General features: G+C 62.8%; 15 protein-coding genes. 10 read left to right on the top strand and 5 right to left on the bottom strand.

From position 1 onward, the window contains the following. Window positions 1-24: 24 nt before the first annotated feature. The 3 genes from ACEN8U_RS02130 to ACEN8U_RS02120 all read right to left on the bottom strand — a co-directional run bounded on the left by ACEN8U_RS02130 (window position 25) and on the right by ACEN8U_RS02120 (window position 2,326). Window positions 25-1,107, bottom strand: a complete 1,083-nt coding sequence (locus ACEN8U_RS02130) for a tyrosine-type recombinase/integrase (protein ID WP_310111181.1) — start codon at window positions 1,105-1,107, stop codon at window positions 25-27. A 55-nt stretch (window positions 1,108-1,162) separates the two neighbouring features. Beyond that, on the bottom strand, window positions 1,163-1,561 hold the full coding sequence (locus ACEN8U_RS02125) for a DUF2471 family protein (protein ID WP_310111185.1): 399 nt from the start codon (window positions 1,559-1,561) through the stop codon (window positions 1,163-1,165). A gap of 126 nt (window positions 1,562-1,687) precedes the next feature. Then, window positions 1,688-2,326, bottom strand: coding sequence for an XRE family transcriptional regulator (locus ACEN8U_RS02120; RefSeq protein ID WP_310111187.1), 639 nt, complete (start codon window positions 2,324-2,326; stop codon window positions 1,688-1,690). Window positions 2,327-2,456: 130 nt separating this feature from the next. Here ACEN8U_RS02120 and ACEN8U_RS02115 point away from each other — a divergent pair, with 130 nt between their 5' ends. Further along, complete coding sequence (locus ACEN8U_RS02115; RefSeq protein ID WP_310111189.1) at window positions 2,457-3,671, top strand: glycine C-acetyltransferase; 1,215 nt, start codon at window positions 2,457-2,459, stop codon at window positions 3,669-3,671. Further along, entirely contained in the window at window positions 3,668-4,699 is a 1,032-nt protein-coding gene (gene tdh, locus ACEN8U_RS02110; protein ID WP_310111191.1) for an L-threonine 3-dehydrogenase, read from the top strand. Before ACEN8U_RS02115 ends, tdh begins: the two co-directional genes overlap by 4 nt. 55 nt (window positions 4,700-4,754) lie before the next feature. Here tdh and ACEN8U_RS02105 read toward each other — a convergent pair whose 3' ends face one another. After that, entirely contained in the window at window positions 4,755-5,405 is a 651-nt protein-coding gene (locus ACEN8U_RS02105) for a YceI family protein (protein ID WP_310111193.1), read from the bottom strand. A 110-nt stretch (window positions 5,406-5,515) separates the two neighbouring features. Between ACEN8U_RS02105 and ACEN8U_RS02100 the strand changes: the two genes are divergently transcribed. The 8 genes from ACEN8U_RS02100 to ACEN8U_RS02065 all read left to right on the top strand — a co-directional run bounded on the left by ACEN8U_RS02100 (window position 5,516) and on the right by ACEN8U_RS02065 (window position 13,509). Further along, entirely contained in the window at window positions 5,516-6,208 is a 693-nt protein-coding gene (locus ACEN8U_RS02100; protein WP_310111195.1) for a TetR/AcrR family transcriptional regulator, read from the top strand. Window positions 6,209-6,227: 19 nt separating this feature from the next. Beyond that, on the top strand, window positions 6,228-6,707 hold the full coding sequence (locus tag ACEN8U_RS02095; RefSeq protein ID WP_013591274.1) for a DUF1348 family protein: 480 nt from the start codon (window positions 6,228-6,230) through the stop codon (window positions 6,705-6,707). Window positions 6,708-6,924: 217 nt separating this feature from the next. After that, window positions 6,925-7,455: a hypothetical protein gene (locus tag ACEN8U_RS02090; protein ID WP_310111197.1), complete on the top strand. Its 531-nt coding sequence runs from the start codon at window positions 6,925-6,927 to the stop codon at window positions 7,453-7,455. A gap of 120 nt (window positions 7,456-7,575) precedes the next feature. Next, entirely contained in the window at window positions 7,576-8,793 is a 1,218-nt protein-coding gene (locus tag ACEN8U_RS02085) for a diguanylate cyclase domain-containing protein (RefSeq protein ID WP_310111199.1), read from the top strand. Window positions 8,794-9,396: 603 nt separating this feature from the next. After that, window positions 9,397-11,787 carry a HAMP domain-containing protein gene (locus ACEN8U_RS02080; RefSeq protein ID WP_310111202.1) on the top strand — a complete coding sequence of 797 codons (2,391 nt, stop codon included), beginning with the start codon at window positions 9,397-9,399 and terminating at the stop codon, window positions 11,785-11,787. Between the two features lie 53 nt (window positions 11,788-11,840). After that, window positions 11,841-12,575: a methyl-accepting chemotaxis protein gene (locus ACEN8U_RS02075; RefSeq protein ID WP_310111205.1), complete on the top strand. Its 735-nt coding sequence runs from the start codon at window positions 11,841-11,843 to the stop codon at window positions 12,573-12,575. Beyond that, on the top strand, window positions 12,572-13,111 hold the full coding sequence (locus ACEN8U_RS02070; protein WP_310111207.1) for a hypothetical protein: 540 nt from the start codon (window positions 12,572-12,574) through the stop codon (window positions 13,109-13,111). Before ACEN8U_RS02075 ends, ACEN8U_RS02070 begins: the two co-directional genes overlap by 4 nt. A gap of 32 nt (window positions 13,112-13,143) precedes the next feature. After that, window positions 13,144-13,509, top strand: coding sequence for a response regulator (locus ACEN8U_RS02065; protein ID WP_310111210.1), 366 nt, complete (start codon window positions 13,144-13,146; stop codon window positions 13,507-13,509). 633 nt (window positions 13,510-14,142) lie between these two features. Here the strand turns inward: ACEN8U_RS02065 and ACEN8U_RS02060 are convergent. Next, window positions 14,143-14,901 carry an SDR family oxidoreductase gene (locus ACEN8U_RS02060; RefSeq protein WP_310111212.1) on the bottom strand — a complete coding sequence of 253 codons (759 nt, stop codon included), beginning with the start codon at window positions 14,899-14,901 and terminating at the stop codon, window positions 14,143-14,145. Window positions 14,902-14,974 lie beyond the last annotated feature (73 nt).

Here is a 14,974-nt window from a genome sequence, read left to right as displayed (position 1 = left end):
TCGGGACGCGAGCCGTGAGAGGTTTCAGGATTCCGCTGGTCCCGCCGTCCGCGTCAAACGCCCGTCCGTCCGAGGTTCCGGCAGCAGCGGCGCGGCGGGATCCGGTTCGTCGGTTGCTCGTGAATTTTGCTGTTCCATCCACGTTTGCCAGGCGCGATACAGACGATTCGCCGAGACCGCCTGGACAAATCCGAGCCATTGCCCGACGAGTTCCGCCTCCACTCCGCTTTCGAACAGATCGGCTGCAAAAGTGTTACGCAAGGTTTGCGGGCTGGCGCGCGAAGTACGCGACGCGGCAATGCCGGCCGCGTCCACGAGCGCATCCACGGCGCGAAGCATGGTGGCTTTGTGCATCGGCCGGCCGGATGGCGATGCCGCAAACACGAGATTGCCGGCCAGTTCCACCAGCCGGCGTTCAGCGAGCCAGGCGTCGAGAATCGCGCAGGCGAAGGGCGCCAGCCGTGTCCGCCGCACCAGCGTCGGATTCGCCGAGTCAATGGTGACCCATGGCGAGCCCGGCGTCGTGCAACTAACCGTGAGCGCGGCGGCCTCGCCCGTCTTCAGTCCACCGCCGAGAAACACGGCGACCAGCGCGCGGTCGCGCCGCTCCTTCCAGCGCTGCGCTCTGGACAAACCCTGCATCGGTGAAAAGAGATGCGCGATCAGCGCGGTCCGCTCCGCATGATCGAGAAATCCGGTCGGCTCATTGTCGCGCGCGTTGCGCCATGCAGCTTCGCCGTCCTGAGCAATGAAGCGTGCGGGATTCGTCGACGATGCCTCGACTTCGCGCACATGATCCAGCACCCGCTCGATTAACCGCAGATAGCGCACGCGCTGCGGTTTGCGAACGTCGAGGCCGGCGACGAAATCGGCGATGGCATGGGTATCCACAGTAGCGAGGCTTTTTCCGCGCGCGGCGAGCCACTCGAGAAAGAGGCCCCACTGCGCCTGATAAACCTGTGCTGACGATCGCCGGAAATGCTGCTTCGCGAGCCACGCGTCGAAGGCAATGTGCGGATCGCGGCGCCAGTCTTCGCGTTGCTGATCGAAGAGATCGGTGGACGGCTCCGGGCGCGGGACGAGATCGGACAGGTGTGGAGGCGACATGCGCTAATTATCGGTTAGTTGCGCATAGTGTAGACGAGCAAAGCAAAGCGCCGGCTCAGTCGCCCCAAGCCTGGACCCGCTTCGGCGCGGGATCTTGCGACGCGCGCTGCGCGGCACCGCGAGCCGCTTCTTCGTAGGCCGACACAGCAAACGCGAAAACGGCGGGCAGCGCGGTGGACATGCCGAAATCCACGGTCTCGTCCGTTTCGGGATAAGGCAGGTCCGACGGACGTTGAAAGAGCCCGAGCATGAGCGCGTCATGCCGGCTCGCAAATCCCAGGTCCGCGAGCGCCTCCGCTTCGATGGCATGAAGCAGCCGCCAGGTCAGCGGAACCTGTTGCACGATGTAGCGCGCGGCGATGTTGCGGACGATATGTTCGAGATCGCGCGCGGCGGTTTGGTAGCGCAGCGCGGCCAGAGCGCGGTCGGTCGGGGCGGTCTTGAGGTCGTTCATTATCGGCTCCAGTCGATAGCCTGTACTGTACAAACATACAGTGTTCGACGCAACCTCGCGCAAGTCCGGATTCCGGTAGCCTGCCGCCCCGCGATCCGGCGCGACGCGCCACGGTGAGCCCGCCGCTCAGCCGTGAATCACCACCAGCAAGGCTTTCGCCTCGCTTTTGCCGGCATTGCGGATGGCATGCGGCTCATCCGCGACATAGCGTGCGGTGTCCGCCGCCTTGAGCCGCTTCGTCGCGCCCGCCGCCTCGATTTCCATGGAGCCCTGCAGCACCGTCAGATGTTCGCGCGTGCCGGGTTCGTGCGCATTCGACACGAGCGCTCCGCCCGGCTGCAGCGTCAACTCGTACCACTCGAATTTGCCGGCCAACTCGATCGGCCCCCACACGCGCAACTGGTATTTCGCATCGTGGCCACTCAGCGTGGGGATGTCGTGCGGACCCGCCACGGCGATCGCCTCAGGCGTCTTCTGCGGCGCAAACAGCGAATCGAGGCTCACGCCCAGCGCATTGGTCAGCCGCCAGGCAACCGCAATTGTCGGATTCGCCTTGTCGCGCTCGATTTCCGAAAGCATCGATTTCGACACGCCCGCCGCCCGCGAGAGATCGTCGAGCGTCATGCGCCTTTCGGCGCGCAGCCGCTGAATCTGCTCGCCGACGCGCGGCGGTGCGGCGATTGCCGGCGCCGCCATTGCACCGGCAGTGGGTGCCGCGCCGGCCGCCGCACGGCGAATACCCGAACTTGCCATTTCCTGACCCATCGTTTAGAGTTGTTCGACATACCGGATTTTAGTTCGGAAAAACGAAAATATCCGATAAAACTGACAGCCGACTATAACAGGCCATTCCCTGTTCGCCCACGGCAGTCTCACCCATTCAGGAGCCCGCTTCATGCGTGACCCATTTCTCGCCCATCTGCGCGGCACGCTCGAGCAGATCCGCGCCGACGGTTTTTACAAGAGCGAGCGCGTGATCGCGAGCCCGCAATCGGCCGATATCCGGCTCGCCAACGGCCAGGACGTGCTGAATTTCTGCGCGAACAATTACCTCGGCCTTGCCGACGACGCCCGCTTGATCGAGGCCGCAAAACAGGGGCTCGACGCCGACGGCTTCGGCATGGCTTCGGTGCGGTTCATCTGCGGCACGCAGACGGTGCATAAACAGCTCGAGCAGGCGCTCGCCGAATTTCTGCAGACCGACGACTGCATTCTCTATTCGAGCTGCTTCGATGCAAACGGCGGCTTGTTCGAAACGCTGCTCGATGAGAACGACGCCATCATCAGCGACGAGCTGAACCACGCGAGCATCATCGACGGCGTGCGGCTCTCCAAGGCCAAGCGCTTTCGCTACAAGAACAACGACCTCGCGGACCTCGAGTCGAAGCTGAAAGAGGCCGACGCTGCGGGCGCGCGCTTCAAGCTGATCGCGACAGACGGCGTGTTTTCCATGGACGGCATCATCGCCGACCTCGCCGGCATCTGCGATCTGGCGGACCGCTACGGCGCACTCGTCATGGTCGACGACTCGCATGCGGTCGGTTTTGTCGGCGAGCACGGGCGCGGCACGCCGGAACATTGCGGCGTGCTCTCGCGCGTCGACATCATCACCGGCACGCTCGGCAAGGCACTCGGCGGCGCTTCGGGCGGCTATGTCGCCGCGCGCAAGGAAATCGTCGAATTGCTGCGCCAACGCTCGCGGCCCTATCTGTTCTCGAACACGCTCACGCCGAGCATCGCGGCGGCGTCGCTGAAAGTGCTCGAATTGCTGGCCAGCGACGAAGGCGCGCAACTGCGCGCACGCGTGCGCGAAAACGGCGGGCATTTTCGCAGCAGAATGAGTGCGCTCGGCTTCACGCTCGTGCCCGGCGAACATCCGATCATTCCGGTCATGCTCGGCGACGCGCAGCTTGCTTCGAAAATGGCCGATGCGCTCTTGAACGAAGGCGTCTACGTGATCGGCTTTTCGTTCCCCGTGGTGCCGAGGGGCCGCGCCCGCATCCGCACGCAAATGAGTGCTGCGCATACGACCGAACAGATCGACCGCGCCGTGGATGCGTTTGCGCGCGTCGGCCGCGAGCTTGGCGTGATACCGGCGGAGGGCGCATGAAAGCACTCGCCAAACTCGAACGCGCGCCGGGCCTCACGCTCACCGACGTCAAGGTGCCCGAAGTCGGCCATAACGACGTGATGATCCGCATCACGCGCACGGCGATTTGCGGCACGGACATTCACATCTGGAAGTGGGACGACTGGGCGCAAAAAACAATTCCGGTGCCCATGCATGTCGGCCACGAGTATGTCGGCGAGATCGTCGACATGGGTCAGGAAGTGCGCGGCTTTTCGATCGGCGACCGCGTGTCGGGCGAAGGGCACATTACCTGCGGCTTCTGCCGCAATTGCCGCGCGGGCCGCCGGCATTTGTGCCGCAATACGGTGGGCGTCGGCGTGAATCGCGAGGGCGCGTTCGCGGAATATCTCGTGATTCCGGCGTTCAACGCGTTCAAGATTCCGCCGGAAATATCCGACGACCTCGCGGCGATTTTCGATCCGTTCGGCAACGCCACGCACACGGCGCTGTCGTTCAATCTGGTCGGTGAGGACGTGCTGATTACCGGCGCGGGTCCGATCGGCATCATGGCGGTGGCGATTGCCAAGCATGTGGGCGCGCGCAACGTCGTCATTACCGACATCAACGATTACCGGCTTGAACTCGCGCGCAAGATGGGCGCGACGCGGGCCGTGAATGTGTCGCGTGAATCGTTGCGCGACGTGATGGCGGATCTGCACATGGCCGAAGGTTTCGACGTGGGCCTTGAGATGTCCGGCGTGCCGAGCGCTTTTACCAGCATGCTCGAAGCGATGAACCACGGCGGCAAGATTGCGCTGCTCGGCATTCCGCCGGCGCAGACCGCCATCGACTGGACGCAGGTGATTTTCAAAGGCCTCGAAATCAAGGGCATTTACGGCCGCGAGATGTTCGAGACCTGGTACAAGATGGTGGCGATGCTGCAAAGCGGCCTTGACCTGTCGCCGATCCTCACGCATCACTTCAAGGTCGACGATTATCAGCAGGCGTTCGCCACCATGCTCTCCGGCGAAAGCGGCAAGGTCATTCTCGACTGGACCACCGCATAGCCCAGTCAACGAATCGACATTCGCGGCAACTGCATCACGAACGCCCGCAGTGCGCTTACGCGCCTGCGGGCGTTCTGCCGAATTCGGCCTCGATATGCACGTGAATGTCGTCGCCGACTGCGGGATACCACGTCGCCAGACCGAACTTCGCGCGGCTGAAACGCCCCTCGGCGGAAAAACCGAGCGTGTCCTTTTTCGTCAGCGGATCGCGCGCAAAACCGTTGAAGGTCACATCGAGCGTGACCGGCTGCGTCACGCCGTGAATGGTCAGATCGCCCGTCAACGTGCCGCGCGCGTCGCCGGTGCGTTCGAATTTCGTGCTCACGAAACGGATTTCCGGATACTGCTCCACGTCCAGCAGGCTCGCGCTTTTCACCATCTTGTCGAGCAATGGCACGTTCGTGTCGATGCTCGCGGCGTCGATCGACACCGACACGCTACTCTGCGCGAGACCGCCTTGGTTCCACTGCAATTGCCCTTTCTTGCGATCGAGGCGCATCGCGAAGCGCGAGTACTTGAAGTGCTCGACGTCGAAGATGATGCTGCAATGGTCGGCGTCGAGATCGTAACGCCCCGCCGGCACGCGCGCCTCGTCCTGGCTGACCGAGTGCGTGAGCACTTGCAGCGGCGTGCAGGCCACGGCAGTGAGCAGCGCCGCGCCGAGTAAAGCGCGCACGACGACGGCGCGCGCGGTGAATGCCTTCATCAGGTGGGTTCCGGTTGTTTGCTCGCCAGCAAAGATAACAGTTGCCGCACAGCTCGCGCAAAAACCGGCTAGGACTTGACGAGGGAGAATGATCGTTCTACTCTTCGCCCATGGCCACTGACGCTCACATTGAAAACGCACCCGCGCCGAGCGCGCGTGAGCGCCTGCTCGACGCGGCGGAAGCGCTGATCTATGCGGGCGGCATTCATGCAACCGGCGTCGATGCGATCGTCCGGCAGTCCGGCACCGCGCGCAAAAGCTTCTACACGCATTTCGAATCCAAAGACGCGCTCGTTGCTGCCGCGCTCGAACGGCGCGACGAACGCTGGATGAACTGGTTTATCGCAGGCACGCAGCAGCACGGCACGGGCGCGCGCAAGCGTCTCCTGGGCATGTTCGACGTGTTGCGCGAATGGTTCGCGTCGGCGGACTTTCACGGTTGCGCGTTCCTCAACGCGGCCGGCGAGATTGCTTCGGCCGAAGATCCGATTCGCGTGGTCGCGCGCGAGCACAAGGAACGCCTGCTGGCTTTCGTGCGGACGCAGTTCGACGACTTCGTCGCTGAAACGAAACTGGACGCGAGGCGCGCCGCGGCTTTATCGCGGCAGTGGCTCGTATTGCTCGACGGCGCGATCGCCGTTGCGCTCGTGAGCGGCGAGCCTGACGCCGCGCTCGACGCGCAGGCGGTCGCCCGAACCCTGCTCGACGCGCAATTGCCCCGCAAGCCGAACGCGGCCGCCCGCGACGCCGGCTCACGCCGATCATCAACCAAGCCCCCGCCGACGAGGCGGACTCCAACCTGACCCACAAGCGAGGTGCCTCATGGCCGACACGATCGAAACCCGCCCGCCCCTGCCGCCCTTCACGCGCGAAACCGCCATCCAGAAAGTCCGCGCCGCTGAAGACGGCTGGAACACGCGCGACCCCGAACGCGTATCGCTCGCGTATACCGTGGACAGCGTGTGGCGCAATCGCGCCGAGTTCACGCGTGGCCGCGCCGGGATAGTCGAGTTCCTGCGCCGCAAATGGGCGAAGGAGCTCGACTATCGGCTGATCAAGGAACTATGGGCCTTCACCGATAACCGCATTGCCGTGCGCTTCGCCTATGAATGGCACGACGATTCGAACAACTGGTTCCGCTCGTACGGCAACGAGAACTGGGAGTTCGACGAGCACGGATTGATGGCGCGCCGTCACGCGAGCATCAACGATCTGCCGATCCGCGAAGCCGACCGCCTGTACCACTGGCCGCTCGGCCGCCGTCCTGACGATCACCCGAGCCTCTCGGACCTCGGTCTGTAAGCGCCCCGCATGCAACGTGAAGGCGCGCCGCGTCTTCACCGCTTTGCCATCGCTCCTCCGTTATGGTTGTGCTGCCGACTGCCGGCACGTCTTGTGCCCGCTAGCCCGAGTGCGTGTTCAACATCGCACGAGTGGCTTGCGGTACAGTGCGCGACGGGCGGCACGCGCCAAAAACAGAACAGCATTACGCCGGCGCTCGAGCGGCGATGGAGAGGACATGCATCTTCGGCAGAACATCAGGAATAGCAGGAAGTACATCGGCCGCGCATTGCTGGCGCTGGCTGCGGGCCTCGCCGGCAGCACGGCCGCGCAGGCGGGCAACTGGTGCGAGGGCGGCGTATGGGTCGACGCGATGCTCGGCTCCTATCACATCAACCCCGACCCGGATAAGCACTTCGAGCAATTCAACCCGGGGCTCGGCGTGGAATGCTGGCTCAATAACCAATGGGCGCTCACCGCAGGCGGTTTTCGCAATTCGCTACGCCGGCCTTCGTACTACGGCGGCGGCGTGTGGTCGCCCGATTTCCTGCATTGGGGCATCGTGCGGGTCGCGGCCATGGGCGGCATCATCTCCGGCTACAACTACGGCAACTGGGGACTCGGTCGCGATCATACGATCGGCCCGGTGATCGCGCCGCTTATCATGGTCGAATACAAGCGTGTCGGCGCGAACTTCATCGTGATTCCGCCCATTCCTTCCGACGACCTGCCGTTCACCATCGGCTTTCAGGTGAAGGTGAAGTTCTAAGCTCATCCACCGCGGCGGACTTCCGGCACCGGTCGGTCGAGCACCGCACTTCGCGAGAGCCTGTCACGGCTCTCCAGTATCATTGCATCCTTGCCCTTCCACACCGCTTTGGAGGCTCTTGTGCCCGCGCGTCTGTTCCGCTCCGCGAAAGCCGATCGAAACCGTTTCATTGCGCTTTATGTGAGCATGGCCGTGGGCTTGCTCGTCGCAGCGGGTCTCTTCGTGTATGAGGCGAAGATCATCGTCGCCGACGGTCTGCGCGACGAGGAGGCATTCAGCGTGCTCGGCGCGGCCAATCGCGTGCTGCACGATCTCGAGAACGCGGAAACCGGCCAGCGCGGCTATCTGCTGACCGGGGATGAAAGCTACCTCGTGCCTTATCGGCAAGGCGTTCACGATCTGGACGACACCATACTGCGCCTGCAGCAGGCCGCGGGCAGCGACGAAAAATCTCTTGAACTCGTGCGCCGTGTCGAGCATGCGAAGACCAACAAGGTGACGGAACTCGCACGCACCATCGAGCTGGCCCGCAGCGGCAATCGCGCAGGCGCCATCGCGCTCGTGCAGACAAACGAAGGCAAGCTGTACATGGATGGACTGCGCGAGGACCTGAACCTCCTGCTGAACAATTGGCGCGACCGACGAAAGGCCGCCACGCAGGATGCGCACCGGCGCCTCGTGTTCGGAAGCGCCGCGCTGGTCGCCATTGCCGTGCTCGTGTGCTGTCTGATGGTGTACACGGTCTATATACAGCGCCGCGCCTTCGCGAGGGTGCATGCCTATTCGAATGCACTCGATCAACAGGCCGCTCATGACACGCTGACAGGACTTCCGAACCGCCGCCGGCTGCTGTCGGCCATCGACGAGCTGTCGGGCCACGCAGCCGGGTCGCGGAGAACCGCGCTGTTGTATCTCGACATAGACGGATTCAAGAACGTCAACGACGCGATGGGCCACAGCGCGGGCGACGTGCTGTTGCGCCGGCTCGCCGAATCGCTGCGCGCAGTCACGCGCCACGACGACATGCTGGCCCGTGTCGGCGGCGACGAGTTCGTGTTGCTCGCCGACGATTGCGGCGACGACTCGCAATTGAGGGAATTGGCCGAGCGTCTTGTGTCGAGCGTGCGTGCGGTGGGCGAAAGAGAGTATGGCGGCCGTTTCGCCATTGGCGTGAGCATCGGCATCGCGACGTTTCCGGACAGAGTCCCGAGTATCGCGGGACTGCTCGACGTTGCGGATGCCGCCATGTACGCGGCCAAACGCAGCGGCCGTTCGACTTATAGCTTCGGCGCCTCGACGGCAGCGGGAGTGTCGAACGTCATCAGGATGACGCGATAACCGTTCGCGCGAACGCACACGCTGCGCCCGGATTTTGCCAAAGGTGAGACGTTCCAGGATGGTGAGGAATTCCAGGAGATGCCGTCACCTTCACATGTCAAGCTCAGAGGTGAGACGTTCCAGGAGGCGGTGCGCGCAGGCAATGGTGAGTTATCCCAGGATTCATGCCGCACCGTTGGTCCTGTTTGTGCCGCGGCGCATGCAAAGGTGAGGAGTTCCAGGAGATTGCGCCAAAGGTGAGGACTTCCAGGAGTTGGTGCATGGCCTGCTGCCGCAAGCATAGGTGAGAATATTCGGGAGCCGGCGAGGTGAGAATAGGCGTACCTGTCGGCGCACCTTGAAGTTTGCGGTGAGGAAATTCGGGAGCCGAGCAAGAGGAGTGTCGGCTGCCGACAGCGCAAAATGACTGGCCGTCGTTTAACGGCGTCACCGCGAAAAACTTGAGAAGTTTATTTGCGGCTCTGAATGCGGATGAAGACGCATGGTCATCGCTTGGTAACACGCCTCGGCAATACTCGTCAGTGCTACAAGCGCGATTCAATGCGCACAAAAAACGCGCGGCTCCAACGAGAGCCGACGCGAAGGCCAGAATCCGGGGTTCACATGACCATTCGTCATCGCATCACACTGTTGGTGGTATTGATGTTCGTCGCTTTGTCGGCGATCGGCGGTTACGCCGTGTATCAAACGCGTGGCAGTGCCGCCGAAGTGCGCAAGGTTACCGAGGGTGTGGTGCCGAGCGCACTCGCATCCGCCGATCTCGTCTCGCAAGTCAAGGATGTTCAGCTTGCCACCATGACGCTCGTCTACGCGCCCGACGGCGACGTGCTCGCGCAGGCTCAGGACGAATTGAAAAAGAAAAGAATCGCGCTGGAGCAGGCGCTCACGCTTCAGGCGAAAGACGCCGCGAGCCACGCACAGAAAGGCCTTGTTTTGCAGGCCCGCGACAGTCTCGACAATTACTTCTCCGCGATAGCCGAGACGGCAAAAATGAAAGCCGACGGCAAGAACGAACTCGCGCAGGCGTATCTGTTCGCCAACGTTGCGCAGTATCGCGATGAACTGGAAGGGATTGTCGACACGCTGCGCGTCGAGAAGAACCGCGAGAAAGACGAAGCGATCACCGCGCTCAATGCGACGCTCGCTACCACGACGACGGCAATCGCCGTCGTGACCGGCATCGCGATCATTTTGCTGACATCGATCGGCGCATTGCTTTATCGGCAGATCACACGGCCGCTCAGCCGCATGCAGGCGATGATGAGCGAGATCGCATCGAGCCAGGATTTCACGCGCCGCGTGCCGGTCGGGCGGCTCGACGAAATCGGCCATTCGATTGTCGCCTTCAACGGCATGATCGAAAAGATTCAGGAAAGCTCGGCACAACTCAAACAAAAAACCGCTGACATTCAGGCGATGTTGCAGAACATGCAGCAGGGCATTCTCACGGTGATCGACGGCGCCGTGATTCACGCGGAGTACTCGGCGTATCTGGAAGATATCTTCGAGGCTCGCGACATTGCCGGGCGCGGGCTGATGGACCTCGTGTTCGCAGACACCGACCTTGGGGCGGACGCCCTGTCACAAGTCGATGCCGCCGCGCACGCGTGCCTCGGCGAAGACTGCATCAACTTCGCGTTCAATCAGCATTTGCTGGTGGGCGAAATTTCGAAGCGCATGCCCGATGGCCGCATGAAGATTCTCGACCTGAGCTGGTCTGCGATTACCGACGAAAACGACATCATTGTTCGCCTCATGCTGTGCGTGCGCGACGTGACGGAGTTGCGCAAGCTCGCTGCCGAAGCCAGCGAACAGCGCCGGCGCCTTGACATGATCGGCGAAATTCTCGCCGTCAGCGAAGAGAAATTCCACCACTTCATTGAAAGCTCGGCGGGCTTTATCAGCGAGAACGAGCGCATTATTCGCAAGCACTCCGAAGCAGATCACGCGGCGATTGCCGAATTGTTCCGCAACATGCACACCATCAAGGGCAATGCGCGCACCTGTAACCTGCAGCATCTGACGGATGTCGTGCACGAAACCGAGCAGAGCTATCACGAACTGCGCCAGCCCGACGCCGACCGCTCGTGGGATCAGGAGCATCTGATGCGCGAGCTCGCGCGTGTGCGCGAAGCTATCGAGGCCTACGCGAGCATCAACGAACAGAGCCTCGGCCGCAAAGGCAAGACGCAGCGCCAAGACGCGGGACATGCGGGCCGTTATGTCATGGTGGAGAAGGAGGAGATTCAGCGCACGCTCAATCTGCTCGACGCGACGGATGCCAACGCGCTCCACGCGTTGCAGTCCATGCGTGACACGCTGCGCCGGAACCTGCGCGCGCTCGGCAGCGAAAGCATCCGCGATGCGCTCGCCGGCGTCCTCGGCTCGCTGCCTTCGCTCGCGGGCGAGTTGGGCAAGCCGGCGCCGAGCGTGCACATCGACGACAACGGCTACCGTCTGCGCGGCCACGCCGGCGGACTGCTCAACAATGTGTTCATGCACCTGCTGCGCAACTCGATGGATCACGGCATTGAAGCCGCCGAGGCGCGCAGCGCGGAAGGCAAGGCGCCGGCCGGCGCAATATCGATCGAAGTCGGCGTGGACAGCGACGCATTGCAGATCACGCTCAGCGACGACGGCCGCGGGCTCGCGCTCGAGCGCATCCGCGGAATCGCGATGGAACGCGGCTGGATAAACCCGGGCGAAGTCTTGAGCGACGAGGCCATCGCCGCGTTTATTTTCCGTCCCGGCTTTTCGACGGCGGACAGCGTAACGGCGGTGTCGGGCCGTGGCGTCGGCATGGACGCCGTGCGCGACTTCCTGAAGCGCGAGAACGGCAGCATCGAACTGCGTTTTACCGACGATCGCAAAGGCGCGCCGTTCCGTCAGTTTCAAACGATCGTGAGTCTGCCGGATAGCGTGGCCGTCGACACGCTCGGCGCTGAAGCGCGCGATGAAGACGGCGAACTTCGCACAGATGCATTGACGCAATGAAGCGTTGAGCACGGTTTGCGCCGCAAGATCGCGGCGCTCTTCGAGGAATGGTTGTGATCCAACAGTATCTATTGGCGGCGCTCGCGGGCAGCGCGGCGACCGCGTTGTTCGGCCTGGCCGCGCATCGGCTGCATATTGCACGGTTCGCGGCGCGCCTGCGTGCGGATGCACAGGCGCAAATCGAGTCGCTGAAGCTGGAGCAGAACAACCTCGACGTATTGGCCGAGGAACGCAAGCAGGCCGAACATCGGCTGCAAACAGAGACCGCGCAATTGCGCGCGGAGCTCATGGAGCAATCGGCGAGCGTGGACGCCTTGCGCACTGCGCTGAAAGCCGCCACCGACGATAAAGCGCAGTGGGCACAGCAGGCGCGGCAACTCGCGAGCGAAGCGGCGCGACTGAAAAGTCTCGGGGCTGCCTTTGAGCGCTGGCACGAGCAGATGATCTCGCTGATGACGCAGAATCACGACATGCACGCGAAGAACCAGGAGCTGTCGTCGATCGTGCGGCATGTGGTGATCGTGTCGCTGAACGCGTCAATTGAAGCGGCGCGCGCGGGGGCGGCGGGCCGCGGCTTTGCTGTCGTGGCGAGTGAAGTGCGCACGCTCGCCGCGCGTTCCGAAGAGTTGTCGAAAAGCTATCGCGACAGTCTGCATCGCAACGATCTGACTACGACCTCGACGTTTCAGGACATCCAGGCGGGCGGCAAGATGATCGCGGCCTCGCTGGCCAGTGTCGAGTCGATGGCCAGTCAGTTTCACGCGAAGCTGGACGAGGTGCCGGCGTGATTACGGCGCATGCAAAAGACAGCTTCGAGCGCATTTTTCGCAAGGCCGCACAGGCGCGCTTGCCATCCAGTCCGGACGACGAGTGCGCGATCATGCCCCTCGCGCAGACCGGCGAGAGCGCGGCGCAGGGTACTCAGGTGGCCGTGCTGACCATTTCGTCGATCGTGTTCAGGCTGCTGCTCATCCTTCATTTCGACGAAAACGACAGCACGCGCGGCTATTACCTCAAAGAAGCCGACGAGCGGCCATTCCAGGAGGCGTTCCTCGAAATCTGCAACCTGTGTTGCGGGGCGATGAACCAGGAACTGCTGCGCTATTTTCCGGACCTCGGCATGTCGACGCCTTACGTACTGAGCGCGCGTTGCTTGCCGCATTTGCATGAGTTGCAGCCCGCGCTGCTATCGTCGTATTCGGTGACGCTGGGCGGCACTGCGCGGCTCGGCGCGACCGTTTGCGTTTGCGCGTATGCGCCAGTCGACTTTATCGCCGACACGAGCGCCGTTGAGGAAACCAGCGGCGAGCTGGAGCTGTTTTGATCGTCTGATGGAGTGGAGAGAGGTAAAAGGACATGTCCAAGATTCTGGTGGTGGATGACTCGAGCACGGTGCGCGACGAAGTGGCCGGCTTTCTGAAGAAGAACGGCCTCGACGTGGACACCGCGGTGGACGGCAAGGACGGTCTCGCGAAACTGAAAACGAGTCCGGGCATCAAGCTCGTGATTAGCGACGTGAATATGCCCAACATGGACGGCTTGACGATGGTCGAAAAGATCCGCGGCGAACTCGCGAACAGGACCGTCAACGTCATCATGCTCACGACGGAAAGCAGCCCGGCGATGAAAGAGCGCGGCAAGGCGGCGGGCGTCAAAGGTTGGATCGTGAAGCCGTTCAAGGGCGACGCGGTTCTCGAGACGTTTCGCAAGCTCGCGAGCTGAAGCGCGCACGACCCGGGTTAAAGGTGAGGCTTTTCGGGAGCGGCTCGCGGCGCGATTGAAGCGCCCGGCGTGGCCGCCTGGTTGTCGCTGCACTGCGCGAAATCTGCTGGACGTCCGCCACATGCACGAGCGAAAGCAAGTGTTGCTGTCGGCCTTACCGCGAGAAAGGTGAGGAGATTCGGGAGCCCGTCGCGCGACGTGACGATCCGTGCGCGACGGGAAGCGACGTGTCTCACCGGTCACATTCATCGTTCATGCCAAATCCCCACGCGATACCTCTTACCTGGGTATGCAGATCATTCGCGCGTTTTGAAAGGTGAGAGTTTTCGGGAGTTCCTGGTCAAGGCGTCGTCGGTGCCCGCCCACCATGGCTTTGCGGCCAGTATCAGCCGGCTAAAGGTGAGCTTTTTCAGGAGCGATGAAACCGTCGGCTGGCGCAGGACGTCGGTCGCTGCGCGCCTAAGGTGAGGATTTTCGGGAGCGTCAGAGAGATACGAGCGGCCCGGGCAATCAGCGGCGGCCATGCGGCAAAGCCGCTACAAACAACGCGCGATTCGCGTGATGTTCGCCCCGAAACCACGCGAATCGCGACCGTGTGCGCTCAAAGGTGAGATTTTTCAGGAGCCGTGAAAATCACACCGGCTTCGCAATTTCACGAATGTCGGCCACAGGCGTTGTACCAAATGCATCGCTGAATGCGTAGTCGAGCAGTTGAGCGGCGGATTGCTCGGGCGTCGCAAGCTGGCCGTTGCGCTTCAGGTCTTCGAACTTCTCGCGCATCGGAAACTGCTCCACGCCAGTGCCGCGAATCTCCGCCTGCATGTTTGTATCGATAACGCCCGGCGCGAGACTGCAAATGCGCAGCGCGCGAGTGGCATCGAGTGCGACGGCGCGCGCGTGATGATCGAGCGCGGCCTTCGTCGCGCAGTAGATGCTCCAGCCGGCGTACGCATTGCGCGCCGCGCCGCTCGAAATATGCATGATGCGCCGGTCGCTCACGTCCGGGCTGGCTGCGGCGAGCGCGCTTGCGAGCATCAGCGGCGTGGCGACGTTCAGGCTCACCGCGGTCGCGATGGCCGTGGCATCCTGGGCTTCGATAGGGCCGATCGGCTGCACCATGCCGGCGTTGTTGATCAACAGGACAGTGCGCGCGCCGCTCACGAATACACGCAGCGCGTCCGTCGCGACCCATTGCGCAACGCGCGCGGTGTCCGCGAGTTCGAGTTCGATTTCTTCGAGCAGCGCAGGAAAGCGCTGTTTCAGCGATGCGTGACGCGAGCGCGACAGACCGAGCACCGCGACGCCGCGCGCAAGCAGTTGTTCGGCGAGCGCCGCGCCGAGCCCACGCGTGTGGCCCGTGACGATGGCGCGAATCGGGGAGGATGAGTTCATGTCGTTCCTTGAGCGTTGGCTGAGGCAGGCCGCTATCTTCTCACGCATGTCCGGGACGCGCAGCGGCGCGGTT

Origin of the sequence: Paraburkholderia phenoliruptrix (assembly GCF_047325075.1) — a bacterium.
GTDB lineage: Bacteria > Pseudomonadota > Gammaproteobacteria > Burkholderiales > Burkholderiaceae > Paraburkholderia > Paraburkholderia phenoliruptrix.
Note: the sequence above shows the minus strand (reverse complement) of the source record. Positions and strands in the feature narration are given on the sequence as shown.